The 24,729-nt window shown below is 62.0% G+C and carries 26 protein-coding genes; 14 read left to right on the plus strand and 12 right to left on the minus strand.

What is annotated here, in order from left to right; all coding sequences use genetic code 11:
- Window positions 1-106: 106 nt before the first annotated feature.
- The 3 genes from AC07T0_RS29920 to betC all read right to left on the minus strand — a co-directional run bounded on the left by AC07T0_RS29920 (window position 107) and on the right by betC (window position 4,370).
- Window positions 107-1,675 (minus strand): SulP family inorganic anion transporter, encoded by a 1,569-nt coding sequence (locus tag AC07T0_RS29920; RefSeq protein ID WP_495004567.1) that lies wholly within the window; start codon window positions 1,673-1,675, stop codon window positions 107-109.
- A gap of 240 nt (window positions 1,676-1,915) precedes the next feature.
- A complete protein-coding gene (locus AC07T0_RS29925) occupies window positions 1,916-2,836 on the minus strand; it encodes a choline ABC transporter substrate-binding protein (RefSeq protein WP_495004568.1) in 921 nt (306 codons plus the stop codon).
- Window positions 2,837-2,855: 19 nt separating this feature from the next.
- Window positions 2,856-4,370 (minus strand): choline-sulfatase, encoded by a 1,515-nt coding sequence (gene betC, locus AC07T0_RS29930; RefSeq protein WP_495004569.1) that lies wholly within the window; start codon window positions 4,368-4,370, stop codon window positions 2,856-2,858.
- A gap of 114 nt (window positions 4,371-4,484) precedes the next feature.
- On the opposite strand from betC, the gene AC07T0_RS29935 reads away from it, so the two are divergent.
- On the plus strand, window positions 4,485-5,435 hold the full coding sequence (locus AC07T0_RS29935) for a choline sulfate utilization transcriptional regulator (protein ID WP_495004570.1): 951 nt from the start codon (window positions 4,485-4,487) through the stop codon (window positions 5,433-5,435).
- 39 nt (window positions 5,436-5,474) lie between these two features.
- Entirely contained in the window at window positions 5,475-5,804 is a 330-nt protein-coding gene (locus AC07T0_RS29940; protein WP_495004571.1) for a DOPA 4,5-dioxygenase family protein, read from the plus strand.
- Window positions 5,805-5,816: 12 nt separating this feature from the next.
- Here AC07T0_RS29940 and AC07T0_RS29945 read toward each other — a convergent pair whose 3' ends face one another.
- The 3 genes from AC07T0_RS29945 to trpB form a co-directional block, all read right to left on the minus strand.
- A complete protein-coding gene (locus AC07T0_RS29945; protein WP_495004572.1) occupies window positions 5,817-6,263 on the minus strand; it encodes an anti-virulence regulator CigR family protein in 447 nt (148 codons plus the stop codon).
- 626 nt (window positions 6,264-6,889) lie between these two features.
- The gene (trpA, locus tag AC07T0_RS29950) at window positions 6,890-7,696 is read right to left on the minus strand and encodes a tryptophan synthase subunit alpha (protein ID WP_495004573.1); all 807 of its coding nucleotides are present in this window, start codon (window positions 7,694-7,696) and stop codon (window positions 6,890-6,892) included.
- Entirely contained in the window at window positions 7,696-8,916 is a 1,221-nt protein-coding gene (gene trpB, locus AC07T0_RS29955; protein WP_495004574.1) for a tryptophan synthase subunit beta, read from the minus strand. The genes trpA and trpB overlap by 1 nt, the downstream gene beginning before the upstream one ends.
- A 112-nt stretch (window positions 8,917-9,028) precedes the next feature.
- Here trpB and AC07T0_RS29960 point away from each other — a divergent pair, with 112 nt between their 5' ends.
- A complete protein-coding gene (locus tag AC07T0_RS29960) occupies window positions 9,029-9,922 on the plus strand; it encodes a LysR family transcriptional regulator (RefSeq protein ID WP_495004575.1) in 894 nt (297 codons plus the stop codon).
- On the opposite strand, the gene AC07T0_RS29965 is transcribed toward AC07T0_RS29960, so the two are convergent.
- Window positions 9,919-10,245, minus strand: a complete 327-nt coding sequence (locus AC07T0_RS29965) for an ElaB/YgaM/YqjD family protein (protein ID WP_495004576.1) — start codon at window positions 10,243-10,245, stop codon at window positions 9,919-9,921. The genes AC07T0_RS29960 and AC07T0_RS29965 overlap by 4 nt on opposite strands.
- A gap of 161 nt (window positions 10,246-10,406) precedes the next feature.
- Here AC07T0_RS29965 and AC07T0_RS29970 point away from each other — a divergent pair, with 161 nt between their 5' ends.
- Window positions 10,407-10,622 carry a dodecin gene (locus AC07T0_RS29970; RefSeq protein WP_100939968.1) on the plus strand — a complete coding sequence of 72 codons (216 nt, stop codon included), beginning with the start codon at window positions 10,407-10,409 and terminating at the stop codon, window positions 10,620-10,622.
- 134 nt (window positions 10,623-10,756) lie between these two features.
- A complete protein-coding gene (locus AC07T0_RS29975; protein WP_495004577.1) occupies window positions 10,757-10,987 on the plus strand; it encodes a DUF1161 domain-containing protein in 231 nt (76 codons plus the stop codon).
- 54 nt (window positions 10,988-11,041) lie between these two features.
- On the opposite strand, the gene AC07T0_RS29980 is transcribed toward AC07T0_RS29975, so the two are convergent.
- Window positions 11,042-12,043, minus strand: coding sequence for an LLM class flavin-dependent oxidoreductase (locus AC07T0_RS29980; protein WP_495004578.1), 1,002 nt, complete (start codon window positions 12,041-12,043; stop codon window positions 11,042-11,044).
- Between the two features lie 221 nt (window positions 12,044-12,264).
- Here AC07T0_RS29980 and AC07T0_RS29985 point away from each other — a divergent pair, with 221 nt between their 5' ends.
- Window positions 12,265-12,696 (plus strand): OsmC family protein, encoded by a 432-nt coding sequence (locus AC07T0_RS29985; RefSeq protein WP_495004579.1) that lies wholly within the window; start codon window positions 12,265-12,267, stop codon window positions 12,694-12,696.
- 127 nt (window positions 12,697-12,823) lie between these two features.
- Complete coding sequence (locus AC07T0_RS29990) at window positions 12,824-13,057, plus strand: DUF1161 domain-containing protein (RefSeq protein WP_495004580.1); 234 nt, start codon at window positions 12,824-12,826, stop codon at window positions 13,055-13,057.
- Window positions 13,058-13,080: 23 nt separating this feature from the next.
- On the opposite strand, the gene AC07T0_RS29995 is transcribed toward AC07T0_RS29990, so the two are convergent.
- On the minus strand, window positions 13,081-13,497 hold the full coding sequence (locus AC07T0_RS29995) for a PA0061/PA0062 family lipoprotein (RefSeq protein WP_495004581.1): 417 nt from the start codon (window positions 13,495-13,497) through the stop codon (window positions 13,081-13,083).
- Window positions 13,498-13,680: 183 nt separating this feature from the next.
- On the opposite strand from AC07T0_RS29995, the gene AC07T0_RS30000 reads away from it, so the two are divergent.
- A complete protein-coding gene (locus AC07T0_RS30000; RefSeq protein WP_495004582.1) occupies window positions 13,681-14,730 on the plus strand; it encodes an aminopeptidase in 1,050 nt (349 codons plus the stop codon).
- A 119-nt stretch (window positions 14,731-14,849) separates the two neighbouring features.
- Here the strand turns inward: AC07T0_RS30000 and AC07T0_RS30005 are convergent, their stop codons facing one another.
- Both AC07T0_RS30005 and AC07T0_RS30010 read right to left on the minus strand, forming a co-directional pair.
- Window positions 14,850-15,494, minus strand: coding sequence for an HAD family hydrolase (locus tag AC07T0_RS30005; RefSeq protein WP_495004583.1), 645 nt, complete (start codon window positions 15,492-15,494; stop codon window positions 14,850-14,852).
- A gap of 27 nt (window positions 15,495-15,521) precedes the next feature.
- On the minus strand, window positions 15,522-16,070 hold the full coding sequence (locus tag AC07T0_RS30010) for a gamma carbonic anhydrase family protein (RefSeq protein WP_495004584.1): 549 nt from the start codon (window positions 16,068-16,070) through the stop codon (window positions 15,522-15,524).
- A gap of 62 nt (window positions 16,071-16,132) precedes the next feature.
- On the opposite strand from AC07T0_RS30010, the gene prlC reads away from it, so the two are divergent.
- Together prlC and AC07T0_RS30020 are read left to right on the plus strand one after the other, a co-directional pair.
- Window positions 16,133-18,211 carry an oligopeptidase A gene (gene prlC / locus AC07T0_RS30015; protein ID WP_495004585.1) on the plus strand — a complete coding sequence of 693 codons (2,079 nt, stop codon included), beginning with the start codon at window positions 16,133-16,135 and terminating at the stop codon, window positions 18,209-18,211.
- A complete protein-coding gene (locus tag AC07T0_RS30020) occupies window positions 18,208-18,495 on the plus strand; it encodes a YheV family putative zinc ribbon protein (protein ID WP_495004586.1) in 288 nt (95 codons plus the stop codon). Before prlC ends, AC07T0_RS30020 begins: the two co-directional genes overlap by 4 nt.
- A gap of 51 nt (window positions 18,496-18,546) precedes the next feature.
- On the opposite strand, the gene AC07T0_RS30025 is transcribed toward AC07T0_RS30020, so the two are convergent.
- The gene (locus tag AC07T0_RS30025; RefSeq protein WP_495004587.1) at window positions 18,547-19,191 is read right to left on the minus strand and encodes a phosphatase domain-containing protein; all 645 of its coding nucleotides are present in this window, start codon (window positions 19,189-19,191) and stop codon (window positions 18,547-18,549) included.
- A 301-nt stretch (window positions 19,192-19,492) separates the two neighbouring features.
- Here AC07T0_RS30025 and AC07T0_RS30030 point away from each other — a divergent pair, with 301 nt between their 5' ends.
- The 4 genes from AC07T0_RS30030 to AC07T0_RS30045 all read left to right on the plus strand — a co-directional run bounded on the left by AC07T0_RS30030 (window position 19,493) and on the right by AC07T0_RS30045 (window position 24,579).
- Window positions 19,493-20,233, plus strand: coding sequence for a gluconate 2-dehydrogenase subunit 3 family protein (locus tag AC07T0_RS30030; RefSeq protein WP_495004588.1), 741 nt, complete (start codon window positions 19,493-19,495; stop codon window positions 20,231-20,233).
- A 2-nt stretch (window positions 20,234-20,235) separates the two neighbouring features.
- On the plus strand, window positions 20,236-22,020 hold the full coding sequence (locus AC07T0_RS30035) for a GMC family oxidoreductase (protein ID WP_495004589.1): 1,785 nt from the start codon (window positions 20,236-20,238) through the stop codon (window positions 22,018-22,020).
- A 12-nt stretch (window positions 22,021-22,032) separates the two neighbouring features.
- The gene (locus AC07T0_RS30040; RefSeq protein WP_495004590.1) at window positions 22,033-23,307 is read left to right on the plus strand and encodes a c-type cytochrome; all 1,275 of its coding nucleotides are present in this window, start codon (window positions 22,033-22,035) and stop codon (window positions 23,305-23,307) included.
- Window positions 23,308-23,520: 213 nt separating this feature from the next.
- On the plus strand, window positions 23,521-24,579 hold the full coding sequence (locus AC07T0_RS30045; RefSeq protein WP_495004591.1) for a PA0069 family radical SAM protein: 1,059 nt from the start codon (window positions 23,521-23,523) through the stop codon (window positions 24,577-24,579).
- The last annotated feature ends 150 nt before the right edge of the window (window positions 24,580-24,729 follow it).

Genomic DNA, 24,729 nt, shown 5'->3' on the forward strand with positions numbered 1-24,729 from the left:
GAGCTTGCCCGCGAAGCTTTTGGCGTCTTTGAGGGCGCCTTCGCGGGCAAGCTCCGCTCCCACACAAGCCCATCCACCACTGAAAGCTTCGTTGCTGTCAGGGGCCTCAATCCTCAAACAGGATCGGGCACTTATCCACACCCTCGAGCTTGACCAGCTCTTCCACCACCGGCGCCCGCGCCCGCCTCAGGGTCAGGCTGCGGCCTTCGCGTATCAACCGCCGGGCTTCCTGGTGGAGCATTTCAACCCCCGAGTAATCGATGAAGTTGATCTGCTGCGCCTCGATCACCACCTTCACCCCGTGCAACCGTTGCAACTGCACTTGCAGGTAATGGCTGGCGCCGAAAAAGATCGATCCGCCGACCCGCAGCACATCCTCGTCGCCATCGCGCCAATGCTGGACCCGCGGCTGCGAGGTGCGCTTCAGGTAGAAAAACAGCGAGGCCAGCACCCCGGCATAAATCGCCGTCTGCAACTCCAGCAGCAAAGTTGCCACGCAGGTCATGGCCATTACCGCGAACTCGGCGTGACTGACCCGGAATAACGCGCGGATGCCGCGCCGGTCGACCAATCCCCAACTGATCAGCAGGATACTGCCGGCCATCGCCGGGATCGGGATATGCGCGATCAGCGCCGAGCCGGTTACGGCGAACAGTGCCACCCAGAGCGCGGAAAACACCCCGGCCAGCGGTGAGCAGGCCCCGGCTTCGTAACTCAGTGCGGCGCGGGTGAACGAGCCGGCCGAGAGGTAGCCGGAAAACAGACTGCCGACGATATTCGACAGGCCCTGGGCGCGGACTTCCTGGTTGGCATCGAGCAATTGCTGCGAACGTGCGGACAACGAGCGGGCTATCGACAGGCTGGTCACCAGCCCGAGCATGCCCACCGCGACGGCGCTGGGCAGCAGGCGCAGGATGGTTTCCAGGTCCAGCGGCAAGGCGCTGAACGGCGGCAACCGGCCGATAAAGCCCTTGACCCGTTGCACATGCCCGAATAGGCCCGGACACAACCAGACCAGCGTGCTGGCCAGGACCAGGGTGATCAACAGGGTTGGCCAGCGCGGCAGCCAGGATTTGAGCGCGAGACCGAGGATCAGCGTCCCCAGGCCCAGCAGCAGCGAGGGTTTGTCCAGTTCGCCGAGGTGCTGGCCCAGTTGCAGCAGGCTGTTCAGGGCGGTGGCCTGGTTGGGGATATCGAGCCCCAGCAGGTTTGGCAGTTGCCCGAGGGCGATGACCACGGCGGCGCCCAGGGTGAAACCCAGCACCACCGAATGTGAGACGAAATTCACCAGAGCACCGAAACGCAGCATCCCCAGCAACCACTGGAAGATCCCGGCGATACAGGTCAGCAACAGGATCAGTGTGATGTAGTCCTGGCTGCCGGGCACCGCCAGGGGGCTGACGCTGGCGAACAGGACAATCGAGATGGCCGCCGTGGGTCCGCAGATCAGGTGCCAGGACGAGCCCCAGAGACAGGCGATCAGCACCGGGACGATGGCTGCGTACAGGCCGTATTCGGGGGGCAGGCCGGCAATCAGCGCGTAGGCGACCGATTGTGGCAAGGCCAGGATCGCCCCGCTCAGGCCGACGATCAGGTCACGACTGACGCTGGCGCGGGTTTGCCGCGGCAGCCAGCTGAGAAATGGCAGGAATTTGTGGCGGTTGGTCCAGCCCATGGGTCTCTCGGTCGGATGAGTCGGCGTCAGGGTGAGGGGTATATCCGAAATTTTCGCGGTGAAGCACTGACCTTGTAGGAGCCGGCTCCCACAGATCCCGGTTCCGCCGCAATACTATCGTCATGCGCCGAACCTTGTAGGAGCCAGCTTGCTGGCGATGAGGCCCTTGAGCCTTGCGCTGCCCTTGCGGACGCCATCGCCAGCAAGCCGGCTCCTACACCTCAGGTTGTGTATTGCTCTTTAGAGCTTGGCTTTAACCGCCGGCAACCCATCCTGGCCATCCACGGTCTTCACCCCGTCCAGCCATTTATCCAGCACCGCCGGGTTGGCCTTGATCCAGGCCTTGGCCGCATCGGCATTGCTCAGCTTCTTGTTCGCCACCTCGGCCATGATGCTGTTTTCCATGTCCTGGGTGAAGCTCAGGTTGCTCAGCAATTTGCCGACGTTCGGACAGGCCTGTGCATAACCCTTGCGGGTCACGGTATAGACGCTGCCGGTATCACCGAAGTATTTCTCGCCGCCCTTGAGGTAATGCATTTTCATCTGCACGTTCATCGGGTGCGGGGTCCAGCCGAGGAAGACCACGAACTTCTGCTTCTTCACCGAACGAGCTACTTCGGCCAACATCGCCTGCTCGCTGGACTCCACCAGTTTCCACTGGCCCAGGTCGAACTCGTTCTTCTTGATGATATCCGCCAGCGAGGCATTGGCCGGCGCGCCGGAGCCGATACCATAGAGCTTCTTGTCGAACTTGTCGGCGAACTTGTTCAGGTCGGCAAAGTTATGCACGCCCGCGTCCCAGACATAATCCGGGACCGCCAGGGTGAACTCGGTGCCGTCGAGGTTCTTCGTCAGTTGCGTGACATCGCCGTTGGCCAGGAATTTGTCGTAGAAACCCTGCTGCGCAGGCATCCAGTTGCCAAGGAACACATCCACCTGGCCGTCCTTGAGACCGCCATAGGTGATCGGCACCGCCAGGGTGTCGACCTTGGCCTTGTAGCCCAGGCCATCAAGCAGCAAGCTGGTGATGGCGTTGGTCGCGGCGATATCGCTCCAGCCCGGATCGGCCATTTTTACCGTGTCGCAGCTCTGCTCGGCATAAGCACTCAGGCAGCTCATGGCCAGCAAACCGGCCGTCAGTGCTGTGGATAACTTCTTCATCGCCTTCCCCTTACGTTCGTTATTGGTTTTGGCAGGGTTGTGGATAACGTGCTTTGCGTTCCAGATCGTCGAGGTCGATATGGTTGCGCATGTATTGCTGACTGGCATCCACCAGTGGCTGGTGATCCCAGCTCTTCAGCTTTCCTTGGCTCAGCGCGCTGGCGACGAAACGCCGCCGCCGCTGACTGGCGAGCACCTGTTGGTGGATCGCCGGGATGTTCCATTTCGCCCGGGCTTCGGCCAGGAAGTCGTTGAAGAGTGCTTGATGCGGCACTGACTGGCTGAGTTCTTCCTCCTCATGGGGGTCGTTGTGGACATCGAAGAGCAGGCAGGGGTCGTCTTCGCTGTAGATAAATTTGTAGGCTCCACGGCGAATCATCATCAGCGGGCTGATGGTGCCTTCGGCCATGTATTCGCCGAACACTTCGTCGTGGCCGCCCTCGCCCTTCAGGTGTGGGACCAGCGAGCGCCCGTCCAGCGGCAGTTCGGCCTGCAAGGTGCCACCGGCCAGTTCCACCAGGGTCGGTAGCAGGTCGGCGGTGGAGACGGCCGCGCTGACGCGGCCGGCGGCAAACTGCCCCGGCGCGCTGATCAGCAGCGGTACCCGCGCGGACATTTCGAACCAGTGCATTTTGTACCAGAGGCCGCGCTCGCCGAGCATGTCGCCGTGGTCGCCGGAGAACACGATCACCGTGTCCTCGGCCAGGCCGGTTTCCTCCAGGGTTTGCAGGAGTTTGCCGACGTTGCTGTCGATATAGCTGCACGCGCCGAAGTAGGCCCGGCGCGCGTCGCGGATCTTCTCCACAGGCAGCGGCTTGTCCCACAGGTCATAGACCTTGAGCAACCGCTGGGAATGCGGATCGAGACTGTCCTGGGCCGGGGTCTGCGGCAACGGAATGTCTTCGTCGCGATACAGGTCCCAGAAGGCCTTGGGAATGGTGTAGGGATCGTGGGGGTGGGTCATGGACACGGTCAGGCAGAACGGCTGGTTGCCGTCTTCGCGCACATGGTCGAACAGGTATTGTTGCGCCTTGAAGACCACCTCTTCATCGAAATCCAGCTGGTTGGTGCGCACGCAAGGACCGGCCTGCAGCACCGAGGACATGTTGTGGTACCAGCTGGGCCGCACATCGGGCTCATCCCAGTTCACCGCCCAGCCGTAGTCCGCCGGGTAGATATCGCTGGTCAGGCGCTCTTCATAGCCATGCAACTGGTCCGGCCCGCAGAAGTGCATCTTGCCCGACAGCGCGGTGCGATAGCCGAGGCGCCGCAGATAGTGGGCATAGGTCGGTACGTCGGCGGGGAAATCGGCGGCGTTGTCGTAAGCGCCGATCTTGCTCGGCAACTGGCCACTGACGAGGGTGAAGCGCGACGGCGCGCAGAGCGGGCTGTTGCAGTAGGCGGCATCGAAGACCACGCCTTCGGCGGCCAGACGGCTCAGGTTCGGAAGCTTGATCGGCGATGCACCGTAGAGCGGCAACAGGGGTGCGGCCATTTGATCGGCCATGATGAAGAGAATGTTCTTGCGCTTCATGTAATCGCGGCATTCCATAGTGAATTGTTATGCGATAGTGCTGTGATTCAGCATGTGGCCCACGGAATCTGTGGTAAAGCCCCTGCAAAACAATGACTAGGATAAGTGCAGCTTATGTATGAAGCGCTGGGTGACCTGTCCCTCGATCTGCTCCGGGCCTTCGAAGCGGCGGCCCGTCATCACAGTTTTACCGCCGCCGCGGTGGAGTTGGGCACTACCCAGCCGGCCATCAGCCAGCAGATCAAGCGCCTGGAAGAGCAGTTGACCACCCGCCTGTTCGACCGCATCTACCGCGGCATCGAGTTGACCGAGGCCGGCTCGATTCTGTTCGAGCAGGTGCAGGTCGGTCTGCAGAGCATCGACAGTGGTTTGAGCGCGGTCACCGCCCAGCGTCAGCACGAGGTGCTGCAGGTCGCCACTGACTTTGCCTTTGCCGCCTATTGGTTGATGCCGCGCCTGCATCGCTTCCACGCGGCCAATCCACAGGTCGATGTCAGCCTGGTGACCAGCGAGCGCAGCCACAACATGCTGCGCACCGACATCGATGTGGCGGTGTTGTTCGGCAAGGGCCGTTTCAAGCAGGGCGAGAGCCATTGGCTGTTCAGCGAGGAAGTGTTTCCGGTGTGCAGCCCGCAATTGCTCAAGGGTCGGGAGTTGCCGCTACCCACAGAGGCTTTGCTGGAGTTTCCCTTGCTGCACCTCAAGGGCGAAAACAGCAGCCACTGGTTCGATTGGAGTGGGGTTTTTCGCGAACTGGGGCTCACCGCCGCACCGGCTCCGGGGCAATTGCGCTTCGACAACTACACCTTGTTGATCCAGGCGGCGATTGGCGGCCAGGGCGTGGCCATCGGCTGGCGCCACCTGGTGGATAACCTGTTGGAGCAGGGCTTGTTATGCCGGCCGATCAGCCAGACGGTGATTTCCACCTTTGGTTATTACGTGGTGTTGCCTCAGCGTAAACGGCGTGGGGCGCTGATCCAGCGCTTCTTTGACTGGTTGATGGCCGAGCAGGCCAACAGTGCGCAATCGCTGGTGGGGCTGGGCTTGCCCTCGATTGCGGTGTAGCGTTAGGTCATTAACGGACGCTGAACGAACGAGAGCGGCATGCAACGTATCAAGGGCTACCACGCCCACATCTATTTCGATGCTTCGACCCTGGAGCAGGCCCGTGAGCTGTGTGAACTGGCGGCGACGACTTTTCCGCTGAGGATGGGACGGATGCACCAGCGCCCGGTGGGGCCGCATCCGGACTGGAGTTGCCAGCTGGCGTTCGAGGCGCAATACGTTGGTGTGGTCCTGCCGTGGCTGGCGCTGAACCGCAAGGGGCTGGTGGTGTTCCTGCATCCCCTGACCGGCGATGACCTGGCCGACCATCGCGATCACGGGATCTGGATGGGAGCGGTCAGGCCATTGGATCTGTCGATCTTCGCCTAGCGCCTCAAGCGGTCAGTTCAGCACGCCGTCGAGAATCTCGTAGACGATCCCGGTGCCGATGGTGATCAAGACCACGTCATCGCCCATGCGCCGCCATTCGTAACCCTCGTACATCGGCAGGCGCGACAGCGCCCGGTCGTCCAGGCGTTCGCCTTCGTAGCCGCGTGGCAGCGGTTGGCCGCGCACCAGACGGTAGCCCGGTGGTGGTGGCGCGCCACGGCCGAAATGTTCGCGGTCTTCATGAATCATCTGGCGGACCCGGCCGAAATCCTGGGGCGGACGGTGCGCATTGCGCTCGTCATGTTCCCTGCCTTGGCCTCTGTTGTCACCCCGGTCCCGTTGGTCGTAGCCACCGCGATCATGATCTTCGCCGCGCCACTGGTCTTCGGCATGCAGCAGGGGGCTGGTGCTGAGTATCAACAGGCCAAGACCGGCCATCAGGCGTTTGGGCATTTTCATCGGGGGCATTCCTCACCACACAGGCAATACATCGAATAGGGGTGAAGGCTTGGCTTCAAACCCCCGGGTCTTGCTCTATTAGTCCGTATGGTGGCGTTTAGATTCCTTTGTATCAGGAACTTTACCTTTGTCCGGCGCCGGTGCTATCTCCAGCGATCATGCTGTTCGCTCAGGCCATGCCGCAGGGCTTCAAGACGTTCGCGCAAGGAGGCGTCGTTTGCCGCTGCGCCAGCGGTTCTTGCCGGGACGCCGCTCTGCGAAGCCAGTTTCGCGGTGCTGGGGGCCAGGGGTTCGAACGCGAACAGGCTGGACAGGTTTTGTCGCGGTGGTGGGGTTTGGCGGGGCTGGGAAGTCACCGATCTGAGCCGCTTTGGGCGAGGGCTTTCAGTGACGGACAGGTGGTCGAGGAAGGTACGGGCGATAGCGAGTGTCATAGGGGCATCCATTTTCATCGGTAACGATCCAGCGCTCCTGCGCGGCCGTCTCTTGCCGGTATTTCCCGGAAAGAGAATGAAATGATTACCCCTTTGACAGCGCGGTTCTGTCAATAAACGCTCAGGTTCGCGCCCATGAAAAAAGGGACCCAGGGCCGTGGCCGTGGATCCCCTGGTGTCGTGCCGTGTGGCTTAGCGCGCGGTCCGTACGCCTTCGGCGAGGGCCGCGCACAGGCTCAGCACGCCATCGATGGCCTGCTCATCGCTGGTGGCGTTGGCGATATGATCGATCAGCGCCGAGCCGACCACCACGCCGTCCGCCAGCCGGGCGATGGCCGCGGCCTGCTCCGGTGTGCGGATACCGAAACCGATGCTGATCGGCAGATCGGTGTGGCGACGCAGGCGAGCCACCGCCTCTTCGACGTGTTCCAGGGTCGCCGAGCCGGCACCGGTCACGCCGGCCACCGACACGTAGTAGACGAAGCCGGAGCTGCCGTTGAGCACGGTGGGTAGACGGACGTCGTCGGTGGTCGGGGTGGTCAGGCGGATAAAGTCCAGGCCGGCGGCCTGGGCCGGGTCGCACAGCTCGCCGTTATGTTCCGGTGGCAGGTCGACCACGATCAGGCCGTCGACACCGGCGGCCTTGGCATCGGCGATGAAGCGTGGCACGCCGTAGTGGTGGATCGGGTTGAAGTAACCCATCAGCACCAACGGGGTTTCATTGTTCTCGGCGCGGAACTCGCGAACCATCTGCAGGGTTTTCGCCAGGTTCTGCTTGGCGGCCAGGGCGCGGATGTTCGCCAGTTGGATTGCCGGGCCGTCGGCCATCGGATCGGTGAAGGGCATGCCCAGTTCGATCACATCGGCACCGGCCTTGGGCAAGCCCTTGAGGATTGCCAGGGAGGTGTCATAACCCGGGTCGCCAGCGGTGACAAAGGTCACCAGGGCGGCGCGGTTCTGTTGTTTCAGCTCGGCAAAGCGGGTTTGCAGGCGGCTCATCAGTGTTTCTCCTGCTGGGACTGTTGCATGTGGTGCATGACGGTTTGCATGTCCTTGTCGCCGCGACCGGACAGGTTGACCACCATCAGGTGATCCTTGGGCAGGGTCGGCGCGCGCTTGAACACTTCGGCCAGGGCGTGGGCGCTTTCCAGGGCCGGGATGATGCCTTCGAGGCGGCAGCACTGGTGGAACGCGGCCAGGGCTTCATGATCGGTGATCGAGGTGTACTGGACGCGGCCGATATCGTGCAACCAGGCGTGTTCCGGGCCGATGCCGGGGTAATCGAGGCCGGCGGAAATCGAGTGGGCGTCGATGATCTGGCCGTCGTCGTCCTGCAGCAGGAAGGTCCGGTTGCCGTGCAGTACACCCGGGACGCCGCCGTTCAGGCTGGCGGCGTGCTTGCCGGTCTCGATACCGTGGCCGGCCGCTTCGACGCCGATGATTTCGACGCTGGTGTCATCAAGGAACGGGTGGAACAGGCCCATGGCGTTGGAGCCGCCGCCGATGCACGCCACCAGGCTGTCGGGCAGGCGCCCTTCCTGGGCTTGCAGCTGCTCGCGGGTTTCCTTGCCGATCACCGACTGGAAGTCGCGGACCATGGCCGGGTACGGGTGTGGACCGGCGACGGTGCCGATCAGGTAGAAGGTGCTGTCGACGTTGGTGACCCAGTCGCGCAGGGCTTCGTTCATCGCGTCTTTCAGGGTGCCGGTCCCGGCAACCACTGGAATCACTTCCGCGCCCAGCAGTTTCATGCGGAACACGTTGGCCTGCTGGCGCTCGATGTCGGTGGTGCCCATGTAGATCACGCAATCGAGGCCGAAGCGCGCAGCCACGGTGGCGGTGGCCACGCCGTGCATGCCGGCACCGGTCTCGGCGATGATGCGTTTCTTGCCCATGCGCCGCGCCAGCAGGATCTGGCCGATGCAGTTGTTGATCTTGTGCGCGCCGGTGTGGTTCAGCTCCTCGCGCTTGAGGTAGATCTTCGCGCCGCCGCAGTGCTCGGTCAGGCGTTCGGCGAAGTACAGTGGGCTCGGACGACCGACGTAGTCGCGCTGGAAGTAGGCCAGTTCCTTGATGAACGCGGGATCGATCTTGGCGGCTTCGTATTCGCGGTTCAGGTCGAGGATCAGCGGCATCAGGGTTTCGGCCACGTAGCGGCCGCCGAATGCGCCGAACAGGCCGTTGGCGTCGGGGCCGTTGCGCAGGTTGGACTGGGTCATGGGAGGCTCCAGGTGGACGATTGAAGGTTCGATGGGGTTCACTCTAACCATGACAGGCGCGGATGAAAACCGATAAGATCGGCGTAACCTGTCAGGAAAACTCACAGATACCATGAGCCGCGACCTTCCCCCGCTCAATGCCTTGCGCGCCTTCGAGGCCACCGCCCGCTTGAACAGCGTCAGTCAGGCGGCCGAACAGCTGCATGTGACCCATGGGGCGGTCAGCCGGCAATTGAAAGTGCTCGAGGAACACCTGGGCCTGAGTCTGTTCGTCAAGGACGGCCGCGGCCTGAAACTCACAGATGCGGGGATACGCCTGCGTGACGCCAGTTTCGAGGCATTCGAGCGGCTGCGGGCGGTCTGCGCCGAGCTGACCCAGAGCACGGCGGATGCGCCTTTTGTACTGGGCTGTTCCGGGAGTTTGCTGGCGCGCTGGTTTATTCCGCGACTGGGACGACTGAATGCCGATCTGCCTGACTTGCGCCTGCACCTGTCGGCGGGTGAAGGCGATCTCGATCCACGCAAGCCGGGGCTCGATGCCCTGCTACTGTTCGCCGAGCCGCCATGGCCGGCGGATATGCAGGTCGTTGAGCTGGCCAGCGAGCGCATCGGGCCGGTCATGAGCCCGCACTTCAGCCGTTACGAGTCCTTGCTGCGGGCGTCGGCCCGGGGGCTGGTGGGCGAGCCGTTGTTGCACACCACTTCGCGACCGCAGGCCTGGCCCAGTTGGGCGCGGCAGAACGGCATCGATGTGACGGAGTTGAAATACGGGCAGGGTTTCGAGCATCTGTACTACCTGCTCGAAGCGGCGGTGGCCGGGTTGGGCGTGGCGATCGCGCCGCAGCCGCTGGTGGCGGACGATTTGCGCGCCGGTCGCCTGGTGGCGCCCTGGGGCTTCAATGAAACCCCGGGGCGGCTGGCGTTATGGTTGCCTCGGCGTGCCGCGGACGGACGTGCCCAACAGTTGGCCCAATGGCTCAAGACCGAGTTGGAGCACGGCACTTAGTCCCGGCGTGTGCACAGCAGGTAAGCCGCCAGCAACCCCAAGGCACCCACCGCGATACCAGCGGTTGTCCACGGATGCTCCTGGGCGTAGTCCCGGGTCGCGATCCCGGTTTCACGGGTTCTGACCTTGACCTCTTCATAGGCATCGCTGAGCAGGTGCCGCGAGTGTTTCAGCGCATTCTCGGCATTGCTGCGGAGCGCCTTGAGGGTCTTGCGCGACTCGTCCGAGGCGTCATCCTTGAGGCTTTCGAGGGACTTGAGCAGGCTCTCGATTTCGGCTTCCATGCTTTGCAATGAAGCTTTGCGTAGTGAGTTGCTGGCCATATCGGCATTCTCCCGCAGTTGAGTGGCGTGTGTAGATTGGGACTTCAGCGCGGTGTGAAAGTGCAAAAAATCTGCGCCGCCTCCCGGGGTCACTCGATGCGAGCTGTGGGAAAAATCACTGCTAGGCTCTCTGAACCGCCCTCGGGACTTAGGAGAACAGCATGAGCGACCATCACACCTACAAGAAAATCGAACTGGTAGGTTCTTCCCCCACCAGCATCGAAGACGCGATCAACAACGCCCTGGCCGAAGCCGGTAAAAGCATCAAGCACCTGGAGTGGTTCGAGGTGCTCGATACCCGTGGGCATATCAAGGACAACAAGGCCGCGCACTTTCAGGTGACGCTGAAAGTGGGCTTCAGAATCGCCAATAGCTGAACAAATGCTGGCCTTTTGAACTTATAGGCTGGCCGACTGCCATATTGATTGCTATACAGAGGGCGCTAAATAGCCCCAGGTGCGTCGCCTAACAGCCGACGCACTTTTTTTGATCTGACCAGGGAATATGATCGATGAAAAAGCTTGTGCTGGCGGTAGCGTTGTTGAGTCTGGCGGGAACCGCCCTTGCGGCGGGCAAACCATGCGACGCGGTAGAGAAGGACATCAAGGACAAGCTTGAAGCCAAGGGCGTCCATGGTTACTCGCTGCAGGTCGTCGACAAGGCCGGCAATACCGGCGCCGATGGCAAGGTCATTGGCAGCTGCGATGCGGGTAAAAAGGAAATCGTCTACAAGCGCAAGTAAGCTTGAGTGGGTATCAAAGCCGGCGCCAGGCGCCGGCTTTTTTGTCGCTGGCCCTCAGCCTTTCATAAGCTGCGCCAGCAACTCGTAGGAATGCAGCCGATCGGCATGCTCATACAGGTCACAGGTGAAGATCAGTTCATCGGCCTGGGTCTGCTCGATCAGCACCTCCAGCTTGGCGCGGATCTTCGCCGGGCTGCCGACCATCGCCAGACCGAGGAAGCTCGCCACGGCTTCTTTCTCGTGGGGTAGCCACAAGCCATCCATGGTTTGCACCGGAGGCCGTTGCACCAGACTCTGGCCACGCATCAGGGCGAGGATGCGCTGGTACACCGAGGTCGCCAGGTAGTCGGCCTTTTCATCGGTATCCGCGGCCACCAATGGCACGCCGAGCATCACGTAAGGTTTGTCAAGCACCGCCGAAGGCTTGAAGTGGTTGCGGTAGACGCGAATCGCCTCATGCATATAGCGCGGCGCGAAATGTGAAGCGAAGGCGTAGGGCAAGCCCCGCTCGCCAGCCAGTTGGGCACTGAACAGGCTCGAGCCGAGCAACCAGACCGGCACCTGGGTGCCGGTGCCCGGCATGGCGATCACCCGTTGTTCCGGCGTGCGCGGGCCGAGGTAGCCCATCAGCTCAGTGACGTCCTCGGGGAAGTCGTCGGCGCTGCCCGAACGCTCGCGGCGCAAGGCCCGGGCGGTCATCTGGTCGGACCCCGGGGCGCGGCCCAGGCCCAGGTCGATACGGCCGGGGTAGAGGCTTTCCAGGGTGCCGAACTGTTCGGCGATCACCAGTGGCGCATGGTTGGGCAGCATCACACCGCCGGAGCCGACGCGAATGGTCGAGGTGCCGCCCGCCAGGTAACCCAGCAGCACGGAGGTGGCCGAACTGGCGATGCCGTCCATGTTGTGGTGCTCGGCGACCCAGAAGCGGTTGTAGCCGAACTTCTCCACATGACGGGCCAGATCCAGCGAATTGCGCAGCGATTGGCCCGGGCTGCCGTCCTGGCGCACGGGCACCAGGTCGAGGGTGGAAAATTTGGTATCGGACAGTCGCTTCATAAGCCTGCTACTCCATAGGGGGGTACGCAGGCTTCGTCTGCTGTCGAAAAACCTGCCGGTCTCCAAGGAATGTGGGCATATACCCGAGTTTCAAGGGGTGGCTGGTTTTTAACCTGCATTTTTTTCAGATGGGTCTTACAAAGTGAACTTTGAGACAGCGTCTATCCTCAGAACTTTGACCCCGGCGTGAACCCTTCGCGCCGGCTTTTGAGGAGGCAGCTATGAGTATCAAGAAGAAAGCATCGGCTCATTGGGCAGGCGACCTGAAAACCGGTATCGGTTCGATTTCCACGGAAACCGGGGTGTTGCGCGAAGCACCTTACGGTTTCAAGGCCCGTTTTGAAGGCGGCAAGGGCACCAACCCGGAAGAGCTGATCGGTGCCGCCCACGCGGGGTGTTTCTCCATGGCCTTTTCGATGATTCTCGGCGAGGCCGGTCTCAAGGCCGACAGTATCGACACCCAGGCCGAAGTGACCCTGGACCAGGTCGACGGTGGTTTTGCGATCACCGCGGTGCACCTGATTCTCAAGGCGAAAATCCCCGGCGCCAGCCAGCAGCAGTTCGATGAACTGAGCAAAAAGGCCAAGGAAGGTTGTCCCGTGTCCAAGGTACTGAACGCCAAGATCAGCCTCGACGGGACCCTGGTTCACTGACCGGGCTGCGGCAAACGCCGGGGATGTGAGGTGGAGCAGAACTTGGCCGGCGCAATTGTGGTCGAATAAAGTGTGGAGTTTGCGCGTACGCTCTTGCGACGCGCTGCCGTAGTCAAGGAGTTCGACCATGAAACGTTTTGCCCTGGGGATTTTCTGTTGCGCGCTGGTCACCTCGGCCTTGGCCGCGACCAAACCTTGTGACGAGCTCAAGGCCGAGATCGAAACCAAGATCCAGGCCGCTGGTGTCAGTTCCTACACCCTGGAAATCGTCGCCAATGATGAAGTCCACGACCAGAACATGGTCGTGGGCAGTTGCGACGGCGGCAGCAAGAAAATCATCTACCAGAAGAACGACCGCTGACGCCTGGCCACACCGGTCACTCGCTAGGTAATGCAGAACACGTTGTTTTGCTCGGCCACCACTTCACCCTTGTCGTTATACAGCCGTGCGCTGGCGTAGAAGCCCAGGGCAATGCCTTCCAGACGGTAACGCCGGCCGGCTTCGAAGTGGTCGTAGTGCACGCTCAGATAGCACAGGCGGTTCGGTGGATCGGTGTTCATGGCCATGCCGCCGATATAAACCTCGTAATCGAAACGCGCCACGAGGTCATGGCTGCCCGGGGTGACCTGGAAAAAGCGCCCGTCGCGCAGGCGCTGCTTGTCCAGACTTTCGGCCATGATCACCGTGCCGGTGTGGGTGTCCAGGTCGACCCAGGCCATTTGTGGGTTCACCGCCGGTAACGGACTGATACAGCCGCCCAGGCTGGCCAGGGCGAGGAGTACGAGGGGAGTCTTGCGCATGATGGTTTCCAGTCTGTCAGAGCCTCAGCATACCCGCGTTCAGGGGCGGCGGGATGCCCCCGGGCGTCAAGCTCGTGCTGGGACGGCCGCATTGCGGTTAACCGCGTAACCTCAAGAATCATTCATGGAAAAGTGTTCGGTCCGCACGCTAGTCTTGTGTCTGCTCCCAGCAGGATGACACCCATGATGTTCAGGCCCTTGGTCCGCGGTTCGATCGCTGCCATGCTGCTGTTGCTCGGTGGTTGCAGCAGTATCGATTATTATAGCCAACTGGCCGGCGGCCAGTTGAGCCTGTTACGCGCCCGGGAACCGGTGGCCGAGGTGATTGCCGATCCGACCCGGGATCCGAAGCTGCGTGAACACCTGGCCCAGTCCCAGCAGGCGCGAGCCTTCGCCAGCGAGCATCTGCATCTGCCGGATAACCACAGTTACCGATTGTATGCGGATATCAAACGCCCTTATGTGGTCTGGAATGTCTTCGCCACGGCGGAATTTTCCCTGACCCCGCAACCGCACTGTTTCCCCATTGCCGGCTGCGTGGCCTATCGCGGCTATTACAACCAGGGCGCGGCGCGGGGTGAAGCGGCGCTGCAAAAACAGCAGGGCATGGACGTGTATATCGGTGGGGTCGAGGCCTACTCGACGCTGGGCTGGTTCGACGATCCGATTATCAGTTCGATGCTGACCTGGGGCGACGAGCGCCTGGCGACGCTGATCTTTCACGAGCTGGCGCACCAGCGCTTTTATGTGAAGGACGACACCGAGTTCAACGAATCCTATGCCAACTTCGTCGAACAGGAAGGCACGCGCCAATGGCGGACGGCGCGGGGCTTGCCGCCGGCCAAGGTCAACGATGTGGCGCAGAAGGATCAGTTTATCGAGCTGCTACTGAAGACGCGGGCGCGTTTGCAGCAGCTGTATGCGCAGGCGTTGCCGGTCGAGCAGATGCGTGAGCGCAAGGCACAGGAGTTCCAGCGTTTGCGTGATGAGTATCACCGGATACAGGCGAGTCAGTGGGCTGGCGACAAGCGTTATGACGCCTGGATCAATGCGCCGCTGAATAACGCCAAGCTGCTGCCCTTTGGATTGTATGACCAATGGGTGCCGGCGTTTGCGGCGTTGTTCAAGCAGGTCAATGGCGACTGGCCGGCGTTTTTCAGTGCGGTGGAAAAGCTTGGGGGGCTGCCAGTTGACGAACGCAAGGCGGTGTTGCGCCAATTGATGCCTGGCTGAAGGACGCCATCGCGAGCAAGCTTGCTCCTGCAGTGTCTGTGTCGTATCAATAAATTGCGGACGACCGATATCCTGTAGGAGCAAGCTTGCTCGCGATGCAGGCGACACGGTTTCACGACTTACACAAACGCCCGATGCAGCTCAGCCAAGGTCTGGAAATGATAAGCCGGCTGCTGCGCGCTCAACTCCTCGAAACTGCCAAACCCATACCCCACTGCCGCCGCATCCAAACCATTGGGTTGCGCGCCGATCAGGTCGTGCTTGCGGTCGCCGATCATCAGCGTCTCGCTCGGCACCAGCCCTTCTTCGGCGATCAGGTGGGCAATCAGCTCGACCTTGTCGGTCCGCGTGCCATCCAGCTCGCTGCCGTAGATCACCTTGAAGTGCCGGGCAAAATCGAAATGCCGGGCGATCTCCCGGGCAAACACCCAGGGCTTGGACGTGGCGATATACAGGGTGCGGCCCTGTCCGCCCAACAGCTCCAGCAGCGGCGTGACCCCTTCGAACACCCGGTTCTCATACAGCCCGGTGACCTTGAAGCGCTCCCGGTAGAAGTTTACCGCCTCCCAGGCCTTGGCCTCGTCAAAACCGTAGAACTGCATGAACGCCTGCAACAACGGCGGGCCGATAAAGTGTTCGAGCTTGCCGAGGTCCGGCTCGTCGATCCCCAGCTTACCCAGCGCGTACTGGATTGAACGGGTGATGCCCTCGCGTGGATCGGTCAAGGTGCCGTCGAGGTCGAAGAGAATCGTCTGGTAATGCATGGCGTGTCCTGGTTGTACAAAAAACAATCAAACGGCCTGATGATAACCTTCGGCCATGTGCAGGTCCTTGAGCTTCACGTAGTTCGCCGCGCTGTAGGTGAAAAACGCCCGTTCCTTGTCTGTCAACGCCCGCGCCTGCTTGACCGGGCTGCCGATATAGAGAAAACCGCTTGCCAGGGTCTTGCCCGGCGGCACCAGGCTGCCGGCGCCGACGATTACCTCGTCCTCGATCACCGCGCCGTCCATGACGATACTGCCCATGCCGATCAGAATCCGGCTGCCCAGCGTGCAGCCATGCAGCATGACCTTGTGGGCGATGGTCACGTCGTCGCCGATCAGCAGCGGGAAACCTTCAGGGTTGAACGGCCCGGCGTGGGTGATATGCAACACGCAGCCGTCCTGCACGCTGGTGCGTTGGCCGATGCGGATTCGGTGCATGTCGCCACGGATCACGGTCAACGGCCAGATGGAGCTGTCGGCGCCGATTTCGACGTCGCCGATCACTACCGCCGAACGGTCGACAAAGGTCCGTTCACCGAGTGCCGGCGTGAGGTTCTGATAGGTGCGAAGGGTCACGATAGGCGCTCTCTCTTTGGTTGATAGCTGCGGTCGGCGTCGATTGTAATTAAGATGGGCGTATGTTTCTTCCAGCCAAGGTGCCAACCGTGAGCGTGAATAACCCTCTTCTGCAGTCCTACGACCTGCCGCCGTTCTCGGCGATCCGCGCCGAACACGTGCTGCCGGCCATCGAACAGATCCTGGCGGACAACCGCGCGGCCATCGCTGACATTCTGGCAACCCAGGGCCAACAGCCTACCTGGGCCGGGCTGGTCCTGGCGATGGATGAACTCAACGATCGCCTGGGCGCCGCCTGGAGTCCGGTCAGCCACCTCAATGCGGTGTGCAACAGCGCCGAATTGCGCGAAGCCTACGAGGCCTGTCTGCCGGCCTTGAGCGCCTACTCCACGGAGCTGGGCCAGAACCGCGAACTGTTCCAGGCTTTCGAAGCCCTGGCGAACAGCCCGCAGGCCGCCAGCTTCGATGTAGGCCAGAAAACCATCCTCGAACACTCCCTGCGCGACTTCCGCCTGTCGGGTATCGACCTGCCGCCCGAGCAGCAGCAGCGCTACGCCGAGGTGCAGAGCAAGCTTTCCGAACTGGGCAGCCGCTTCTCCAACCAGTTGCTTGACGCGACCCAGGCCTGGACCCGGCATGTCACCGACGAGGCTGGCCTGGCCGGCCTGAGCGATTCCTCCAAGGCGCAAATGGCCGCCGCGGCCAAGGCCAAGGGCCTGGACGGCTGGTTGATCAGCCTGGAATTCCCGAGCTACTACGCGGTGATGACCTACGCCCAGGACCGTGCCCTGCGCGAAGAGGTGTACGCCGCCTACTGCACCCGTGCCTCGGACCAGGGGCCGAACGCCGGCCAGTACGACAACGGCCCGGTGATGGAAGAGATCCTCGACCTGCGCCAGGAGCTTGCTCAATTGCTGGGCTTTGCCAGCTTCGCCGAATTGAGCCTGGCGACCAAGATGGCCGATTCCAGCGACCAGGTGCTGACCTTCCTGCGCGACCTGGCCAAGCGCAGCAAGCCGTTTGCCGCCCAGGACCTGCAGCAACTCAAGGCCTACGCCGCCGAGCAAGGCTGCGCCGAGCTGCAAAGCTGGGACAGCGGTTACTACGGTGAGAAGCTGCGTGAACAACGCTACAGCGTTTCCCAGGAAGCCCTGCGCGCCTACTTCCCGATCGACAAGGTGCTCGGCGGGCTGTTCGCCATTGTCCAGCGCCTGTACGGCATCGAGATTGCCGAACAGAGCGGTTTCGACACCTGGCACCCGGATGTCCGGCTGTTCGAAATCAAGGAGAACGGCCAGCACGTCGGGCGCTTCTTCTTTGACCTCTATGCCCGCGCCAACAAGCGTGGCGGTGCCTGGATGGACGGTGCCCGCGACCGTCGGCGTACCGTCGATGGCGTCCTGCAAAGCCCGGTGGCCAACCTGGTGTGCAACTTCGCCCCGGCCGACAGCGGCAAGCCGGCCTTGCTGACCCATGACGAAGTCACCACCCTGTTCCACGAATTCGGCCATGGCTTGCATCACCTGCTGACCCGCATCGAGCATGCCGGCGTGTCCGGCATCAACGGCGTGGCCTGGGATGCCGTGGAGCTACCGAGCCAGTTCATGGAGAACTGGTGCTGGGAGCCTGAAGGCCTGGCGCTGATCTCCGGTCACTACGAAAGCGGCGAGCCACTGCCCCAGGACCTGCTGGAAAAAATGCTCGCGGCGAAGAATTTCCAGTCCGGGCTGATGATGGTGCGCCAGTTGGAATTCTCGTTGTTCGACTTCGAACTGCATGCCACCCATGGCGATGGCCGTAGCGCGGCGCAGGTCCTCGAAGGTGTGCGCGACGAGGTCTCGGTGATGCGTCCGCCGGCCTACAACCGTTTCCCCAACAGCTTTGCGCATATTTTCGCCGGCGGTTACGCGGCGGGCTACTACAGCTACAAATGGGCCGAAGTGCTGTCGGCCGATGCCTTTTCCCGGTTCGAGGAAGAAGGTGTGTTGAATGAGCAGACCGGGCGGGCTTTCCGTGAAGCGATCCTGGCACGTGGTGGTTCCCAGGAACCGATGCTGTTGTTCGTCGACTTCCGTGGCCGCGAGCCGTCAATTGACGCACTCTTGCGTCACAGCGGCTTGAGCGAGGATGTCGCGGCATGAGCGAGGCACCTGTGATCAAGACCAAGAAGCGCTTTATCGCCGGGGCGGTCTGCCCAGCGTGCAGCGAGCAGGACAAGCTGATGATGTGGAGCGAAGACGAGGTTCCGCACCGTGAGTGCGTGGCCTGCGGTTATGCCGACACCCTGAATGAACAGGGCTTGTCGGTACCCAAGGAGTTGGGCACGCGGGTCAATACCGCGGCGGTCAAGGCGCCGCAGGACAACAAGGTCCAGACCGTGCAGTTCTTTCCCAATCCGAAGCTGAAGAAGCCCGACGGCCAGTAGCCGCCGCGTGTTATAGCCTGAGCCGGGTCACGCCCGGCTCATTTTTGGCCATCACTCGACACTGGCGGACTTGAGCCAGCTGCGCACCGCGCAGGTGGCGTAGGGGTTGGTGCTGCATGCGCCGCTGGCCAGGGCCTCGCGCAACTTGTCGACTGGCGCCTGCATCATGTAGCGGATGCTGTCCTTGAAGTGCGCGCTTTCGCCAAATCCACCCATCATCATCTCGCTCAGGGCTTCCTCCTTGCTCCAGCCCTGCACCACCACCCGGTACATCGCCGCCATCAGGCCGGTGCGCTCCGTGCCCTGCTTGTCGTGGATCAACACCGAACCCTGGTCCTCGGCGTCCTTGATCGCCCGCAAAATCGTCAACACGTCGGCGTCGTCGACATGGCCGATCCGATAGGGCAGTTGCACTTGCTTGATCTCGGGGGCCGACAGCCAGCTGGAGTCGGCTTCCGGTTGGAAGTTGATCACCGTGGTGATGTTCAGCTTGGCCAGGAGCTGTACGGCATTGCTGTCCGGCAAGGTGCTGCGGTAGAGCGTCGGGGTCATCTGGTTGAGGTTGTACTGGTTGCCCACTGGGGTCGCCCATTGCGGCGGGCGTTGGCTGCTATTGTCGCCGGCCTGGACGGCGAGCCACACCAAACCGCTGATGAGGATCAGGCCAAGGAGGGAAAACCAACGAACGATCGACATGTGGACGGCGCCCGGAAAAAGAGAACTCGACATTGCCCTATAGCATTGAATTTTCCGGATCAAAAGCCTGTGAGTCGAGTGTCAAAGATTTGTGAGAGCCACGGAATACGCGCAGCAAAAAGCCGAGATTTTTAGCTGAATCGATTCATCTTGATGCTTAGGCTGCTATCATTTGTAACTAAAGGTTGCCGGTGTGTTCTCTATTCGAGGTGTCTCGCTAGAGACCGCTGCCCGAAAAAGACAGGTTGCTCAATTGAAGTGGCCGATTAATCCGTGCGTGCAAGATGAGTAAGGTACCGCCATGTCTGATCAAGATCGAGATAACCCGCGGCGTGAGTTCCTGCGCAAAACCCTGACCTTGATCCCGCTGGTCAGCGTGGCGAGCAGCGCCTTGGGCAGCAGTGTCCTGCAGGCCGCGTCGCAAGCAACGCCGCCGGCCGCCGACCAGGCGCTGGTCAACAGCGGTCATTACGAGCCGAGTTTCTTCACCACCGAGGAATGGGCTTTTCTCAATGCCGCGGTGGCCCGTTTGATTCCGGCCGACGCCCAAGGGCCGGGGGCCCTGGAAGCCGGAGTTCCAGAGTTTATCGACCGGCAAATGAACACGCCTTACGCCAGTGGCGCCCTCTGGTTCATGCAGGGTCCGTTCGCCGCCGACGCGTCGGCGGAGATGGGTTGGCAAAGCAAATTGGTGCCCCGCGAGATCTATCGCCTGGGTATCGCCGCCACGGAGGCCTGGTGCAAGAAGCTGCACGGTTCAACTTTTGCCGAGCAAGACAGCGCTACCCAGGACGCCTTGCTCAAGCAACTGGAGGCCGGAGACGCGGCGTTCGACAGTGTCCCTCCGAAGATTTTCTTCAGTTTCCTGCTGCAAAACACCAAGGAAGGGTTCTTTTGCGATCCGATCCATGGCGGCAACAAAGGCCTGGTCGGTTGGACCCTGATCGGCTTCCCCGGCGCCCGCGCCGACTTTATGGATTGGGTTGAACGCAACGAGCAATACCCCTTCCCGGCTGTTTCCATTCGCGGCGAGAGGGCGTGAGCATGGCGATTCAAATGAAAAAGGTCGACGCGGTGATCGTCGGTTTCGGTTGGACCGGTGCAATCATGGCCAAGGAGCTGACCGAAGCCGGGCTGAATGTCGTGGCCCTGGAACGGGGTCCGATGCAGGACACCTATCCCGATGGCAACTACCCACAGGTGATCGACGAACTCACCTACAGCGTGCGTAAAAAACTCTTCCAGGATATCTCCAAGGAAACTGTCACCATTCGCCATAGCGTCAATGACGTTGCCCTGCCGAACCGCCAGCTCGGTGCGTTCCTGCCAGGTAACGGCGTGGGCGGTGCCGGCCTGCACTGGTCGGGTGTGCACTTCCGGGTCGACCCCATCGAGCTGCGCATCCGTAGTCACTACGAAGAGCGCTACGGCAAACACTTCATTCCCAAGGACATGACCATCCAGGACTTCGGCGTCAGCTACGAAGAGCTGGAGCCGTTCTTCGACTACGCCGAAAAGGTCTTCGGCACCTCGGGCCAGGCCTGGACCGTCAAGGGTCAGTTGGTCGGCCAAGGCAAAGGCGGCAATCCCTACGCGCCGGATCGCTCCAATCCTTTTCCGCTGGAGTCGCAGAAGAACACCTATTCCGCACAGCTGTTCCAGAAAGCTGCCAGCGAGGTCGGCTACAAGCCCTACAACCTGCCGTCGGCGAATACCTCAGGGCCCTACACCAACCCTTACGGCGCGCAGATGGGACCGTGCAATTTCTGCGGTTTCTGCAGCGGTTATGTTTGCTACATGTATTCCAAGGCCTCGCCGAACGTGAACATCCTGCCGGCGCTGCGGCAGGTGGCGAACTTCGAACTGCGGCCCAATTCCCACGTGCTGCGGGTCAATCTCGACAGCAGCAAGCGCAAGGCCACCGGGGTGACCTACGTCGACGCCCAGGGCCGCGAGGTGGAGCAACAGGCCGACCTGGTGATTCTTGGCGCCTTCCAGTTCCATAACGTGCGGCTGATGCTGCTGTCCGGTATCGGCAAGCCCTACGACCCGATCACTGGCGAGGGCGTGGTGGGCAAGAACTTCGCCTACCAGAACATGGCCACCATCAAGGCCTTCTTCGACAAGGATGTGTACACCAACAATTTTATCGGCGCTGGCGGCAACGGCGTGGCGATCGATGATTTCAACGCCGACAACTTCGACCACGGCCCCCACGGGTTTGTCGGCGGCTCGCCAATGTGGGTCAACCAGGCCGGCAGCCGGCCGATTGCCGGGACCTCGAACCCGCCGGGCACACCGGCCTGGGGCAGCGCCTGGAAACGTGCCACGGCGGATTACTACACCCATCAGGTGTCGATGGACGCCCACGGTGCGCACCAGTCCTACCGGGGCAACTACCTGGATCTCGACCCGGTTTACCGTGATGCCTACGGCTTGCCGCTGCTGCGGATGACCTTCGACTGGCAGGAAAACGACATCAAGATGAACCGCTTCATGGTTGGGAAACTGAGCAAGGTCGCCGAGGCGATGAACCCCAAGTCGATTGCCCTGTTGGGCAAGCAGGTGGGTGAGCACTTCAACACCGCGTCCTACCAGACCACCCACCTCAACGGCGGCGCGATCATGGGCAGCGACCCGAAGACCAGCGCCCTGAACCGCTACCTGCAATCCTGGGATGTACACAATGTCTTCGTCCCCGGCGCTTCGGCCTTTCCCCAGGGTCTGGGCTACAACCCCACCGGCCTGGTGGCGGCGCTGACCTACTGGTCGGCCCGGGCGATCCGCGAGCAGTACCTGAAGAACCCCGGCCCGCTGGTTCAGGCTTAAGGAGCGATGAACATGAAAGCATTGGTTATCGCCACCCTGGCACTGTTGGGCAATGGCGCGGTCAGCGCCGCCGAGGCCGATCCGTCGGCCCTGATCAAGCAGGGCGAATACCTGGCGCGGGCCGGGGATTGCGTCGCCTGTCACACGGCCAAGGGCGGCCAGCCGTTCGCCGGTGGGCTGCCGATGCAGACGCCCATCGGCACGATCTACTCGACCAATATCACCCCGGACCAAAGCGGCATCGGTGCCTACAGCTTCGAGGATTTCGACCAGGCGGTCCGGCATGGTGTCGCCAAGAGCGGCAGTACCCTGTACCCGGCGATGCCCTATCCGTCCTACGCCCGGGTCAGTGACAGCGATATGCAGGCGTTGTACGCCTATTTCATGAAGGGCGTGGCGCCGGTGGCCCAGGACAACAAGGTGGTCGATATCCCCTGGCCGCTGAGCATGCGCTGGCCGTTGGCGGGTTGGCGCTGGATGTTCGCGCCCAAGGTCGCCGAATATCAGGCCGCTAGCGGCGCGGATCCGCTGCTGAGTCGCGGCGCTTACCTGGTCGAAGGCCTCGGCCATTGCGGCGCCTGCCATACGCCACGGGCCCTGACCATGCAGGAAAAGGCCTTGAGCGCCAATGACGGCAGCGCCTTCCTGGCGGGCAGCGCACCGCTGGAAGGGTGGATCGCGAAAAGCCTGCGTGGCGACCACAAGGATGGCCTCGGCAATTGGAGCGAGGCGCAGTTGGTGCAGTTCCTCAAGACCGGTCGCAGTGAGCGCAGCGCAGTATTCGGCGGCATGAGCGACGTGGTGGTGCACAGCATGCAGTACATGAGCGATGACGACCTGAGCGCCATTGCCCATTACCTCAAGAGCTTGCCGCCGGTGGACCCGCAAGATGCGCCCCACGGCTATGAGCCACAGGTCGCACAGGCCTTGTGGAAAGGTGATGACAGCAGGCCGGGGGCATCGGTCTACATCGACAACTGCGCGGCTTGCCACCGTACCGACGGGCACGGTTATACCCGGGTGTTCCCGGCGTTGGCCGGCAATCCGGTGGTGCAATCGGCGGATGCCACCTCGTTGATCCATATCGTGCTCAAGGGCGGCACCTTGCCGGCGACCCACACTGCACCTTCGGCCTTCAGCATGCCGGCGTTTGCCTGGCGGCTGTCGGACCAGGAAGTGGCGGATGTGGTCGGTTTCATTCGCGGCAGCTGGGGCAACCAGGGCGGCGCGGTGAAGGCCAGTGATGTGGCGGCATTGCGCAAGGAGGATATGCCGGCCAAGCCGTAAGATCCCGAGAGCGCCACCGCCCCCTGTAGGAGCCGGCTTGCCGGCGATGAGGCCCTTGAGTCTTGCGGTGCCCTTACGATCGCCATCGCCAGCAAGCAGGCTCCTACAAGGTCCGCGTTCGGCCGGGCCTTTTGGGCGCTCCTGCCAGACGGTGCTAGGCAGATCGGCTCGGCTCCATTACTGTATATAAATACAGTAATGGAGCCTTCTCCAATGTTTACCCCGCTCCCACTCCGTGGCCGTGGCACCGCGACCAACCCGCACAACCGCTTCTCGCCCAATCGTTCGGTGGCCGAGGACGACGGCTGGTACCAGGAGGTTCCGCTGACCCAGGGCACCGAGGTGCGCATCGAGACGGCGAAATCCATCATCACCCGCAACACCTCGCCGGACCTGCCCTTCGACCGCTCCATCAATCCCTATCGCGGTTGCGAGCACGGTTGCATCTACTGCTACGCACGCCCCAGCCATGCCTATTGGGATCTGTCCCCTGGCCTGGATTTCGAAACCAAACTGATCGCCAAGACCAACGCGGCCGCGCTGCTGGAGCAACAACTGTCCAAGCCGGGCTATCGGGTGGCCCCGATCAACCTGGGCTCCAACACCGATCCCTACCAGCCGATCGAACGCGAGCACCAGCTCACCCGGCGGATTCTCGAGGTGTTGCTGCGTTATCGGCATCCGGTGACCATCGTCACCAAGGGCTCGTTGATCCTGCGCGATCTGGACCTGCTGACGGAACTGGCCCGGCAGCGACTGGTGGCGGTGATGATCAGCCTGACCAGCCTCGACGATGAGCTCAAGCGCATCCTCGAACCCCGTGCGGCGGCGCCCAAGGCGCGCTTGCGGGCGATCCGGGTCATGCGTGAAGCGGGCATCCCGGTGGGCGTGCTGTGTTCGCCGATGATTCCGATGATCAACGACAGTGAGCTGGAAAGCCTGCTCACCGAGGCCCGCGATGCTGGAGCCCAGAGTGCCGCCTACATGATGCTGCGCCTGCCGCTGGAGGTGGCGCCGCTGTTCGAGGAGTGGCTGGCCGCCCATTACCCGCAGCGGGCGGCCCATGTGCTGAGCCTGATCCGCCAGACTCGCGGCGGTGAGCTCTACGACAGCCGGTTTGGTGCGCGGATGCGCGGCGAAGGGCCGTTTGCCGACCTGCTGGCACAACGCTTTGCCAAGGCCATCAAGCGCTTGGGTCTCAACCACCGGGAAGGCTTCAACCTCGATTGCACGGCGTTCTGTCCCCCCGGAGGGCAGATGTCGTTACTCTGAACCATGACCCGGACCAAGGTTGCTTGGTGGTGTTTAGCCTGTGCCTATACTCTTGGGTAACAAGCGTAAGAAGCTTCTGGAACGTCCGTTCTAGAGCCTCTGATTCAGCTTGAGTTAAGTTTTCGCGGTTAGGGTGAAGTTGCCTGTTTC

The organism is Pseudomonas sp. GW821-FHT04D07 (genome assembly GCF_059420225.1).

Excerpts from the sequence above, each read along its gene's own strand:
- AC07T0_RS29920 (WP_495004567.1), bottom strand. The coding sequence starts at position 1,675 with ATGGGCTGGACCAACCGCCACAAATTCCTGCCATTTCTCAGCTGGCTG.
- AC07T0_RS29925 (WP_495004568.1), bottom strand. The coding sequence starts at position 2,836 with ATGAAGAAGTTATCCACAGCACTGACGGCCGGTTTGCTGGCCATGAGC.
- betC (WP_495004569.1), bottom strand. The coding sequence starts at position 4,370 with ATGAAGCGCAAGAACATTCTCTTCATCATGGCCGATCAAATGGCCGCA.
- AC07T0_RS29935 (WP_495004570.1), top strand. The coding sequence starts at position 4,485 with ATGTATGAAGCGCTGGGTGACCTGTCCCTCGATCTGCTCCGGGCCTTC.
- AC07T0_RS29940 (WP_495004571.1), top strand. The coding sequence starts at position 5,475 with ATGCAACGTATCAAGGGCTACCACGCCCACATCTATTTCGATGCTTCG.
- AC07T0_RS29945 (WP_495004572.1), bottom strand. The coding sequence starts at position 6,263 with ATGAAAATGCCCAAACGCCTGATGGCCGGTCTTGGCCTGTTGATACTC.
- trpA (WP_495004573.1), bottom strand. The coding sequence starts at position 7,696 with ATGAGCCGCCTGCAAACCCGCTTTGCCGAGCTGAAACAACAGAACCGC.
- trpB (WP_495004574.1), bottom strand. The coding sequence starts at position 8,916 with ATGACCCAGTCCAACCTGCGCAACGGCCCCGACGCCAACGGCCTGTTC.
- AC07T0_RS29960 (WP_495004575.1), top strand. The coding sequence starts at position 9,029 with ATGAGCCGCGACCTTCCCCCGCTCAATGCCTTGCGCGCCTTCGAGGCC.
- AC07T0_RS29965 (WP_495004576.1), bottom strand. The coding sequence starts at position 10,245 with ATGGCCAGCAACTCACTACGCAAAGCTTCATTGCAAAGCATGGAAGCC.
- AC07T0_RS29970 (WP_100939968.1), top strand. The coding sequence starts at position 10,407 with ATGAGCGACCATCACACCTACAAGAAAATCGAACTGGTAGGTTCTTCC.
- AC07T0_RS29975 (WP_495004577.1), top strand. The coding sequence starts at position 10,757 with ATGAAAAAGCTTGTGCTGGCGGTAGCGTTGTTGAGTCTGGCGGGAACC.
- AC07T0_RS29980 (WP_495004578.1), bottom strand. The coding sequence starts at position 12,043 with ATGAAGCGACTGTCCGATACCAAATTTTCCACCCTCGACCTGGTGCCC.
- AC07T0_RS29985 (WP_495004579.1), top strand. The coding sequence starts at position 12,265 with ATGAGTATCAAGAAGAAAGCATCGGCTCATTGGGCAGGCGACCTGAAA.
- AC07T0_RS29990 (WP_495004580.1), top strand. The coding sequence starts at position 12,824 with ATGAAACGTTTTGCCCTGGGGATTTTCTGTTGCGCGCTGGTCACCTCG.
- AC07T0_RS29995 (WP_495004581.1), bottom strand. The coding sequence starts at position 13,497 with ATGCGCAAGACTCCCCTCGTACTCCTCGCCCTGGCCAGCCTGGGCGGC.
- AC07T0_RS30000 (WP_495004582.1), top strand. The coding sequence starts at position 13,681 with ATGATGTTCAGGCCCTTGGTCCGCGGTTCGATCGCTGCCATGCTGCTG.
- AC07T0_RS30005 (WP_495004583.1), bottom strand. The coding sequence starts at position 15,494 with ATGCATTACCAGACGATTCTCTTCGACCTCGACGGCACCTTGACCGAT.
- prlC (WP_495004585.1), top strand. The coding sequence starts at position 16,133 with ATGTTTCTTCCAGCCAAGGTGCCAACCGTGAGCGTGAATAACCCTCTT.
- AC07T0_RS30020 (WP_495004586.1), top strand. The coding sequence starts at position 18,208 with ATGAGCGAGGCACCTGTGATCAAGACCAAGAAGCGCTTTATCGCCGGG.
- AC07T0_RS30025 (WP_495004587.1), bottom strand. The coding sequence starts at position 19,191 with ATGTCGATCGTTCGTTGGTTTTCCCTCCTTGGCCTGATCCTCATCAGC.
- AC07T0_RS30030 (WP_495004588.1), top strand. The coding sequence starts at position 19,493 with ATGTCTGATCAAGATCGAGATAACCCGCGGCGTGAGTTCCTGCGCAAA.
- AC07T0_RS30035 (WP_495004589.1), top strand. The coding sequence starts at position 20,236 with ATGGCGATTCAAATGAAAAAGGTCGACGCGGTGATCGTCGGTTTCGGT.
- AC07T0_RS30040 (WP_495004590.1), top strand. The coding sequence starts at position 22,033 with ATGAAAGCATTGGTTATCGCCACCCTGGCACTGTTGGGCAATGGCGCG.
- AC07T0_RS30045 (WP_495004591.1), top strand. The coding sequence starts at position 23,521 with ATGTTTACCCCGCTCCCACTCCGTGGCCGTGGCACCGCGACCAACCCG.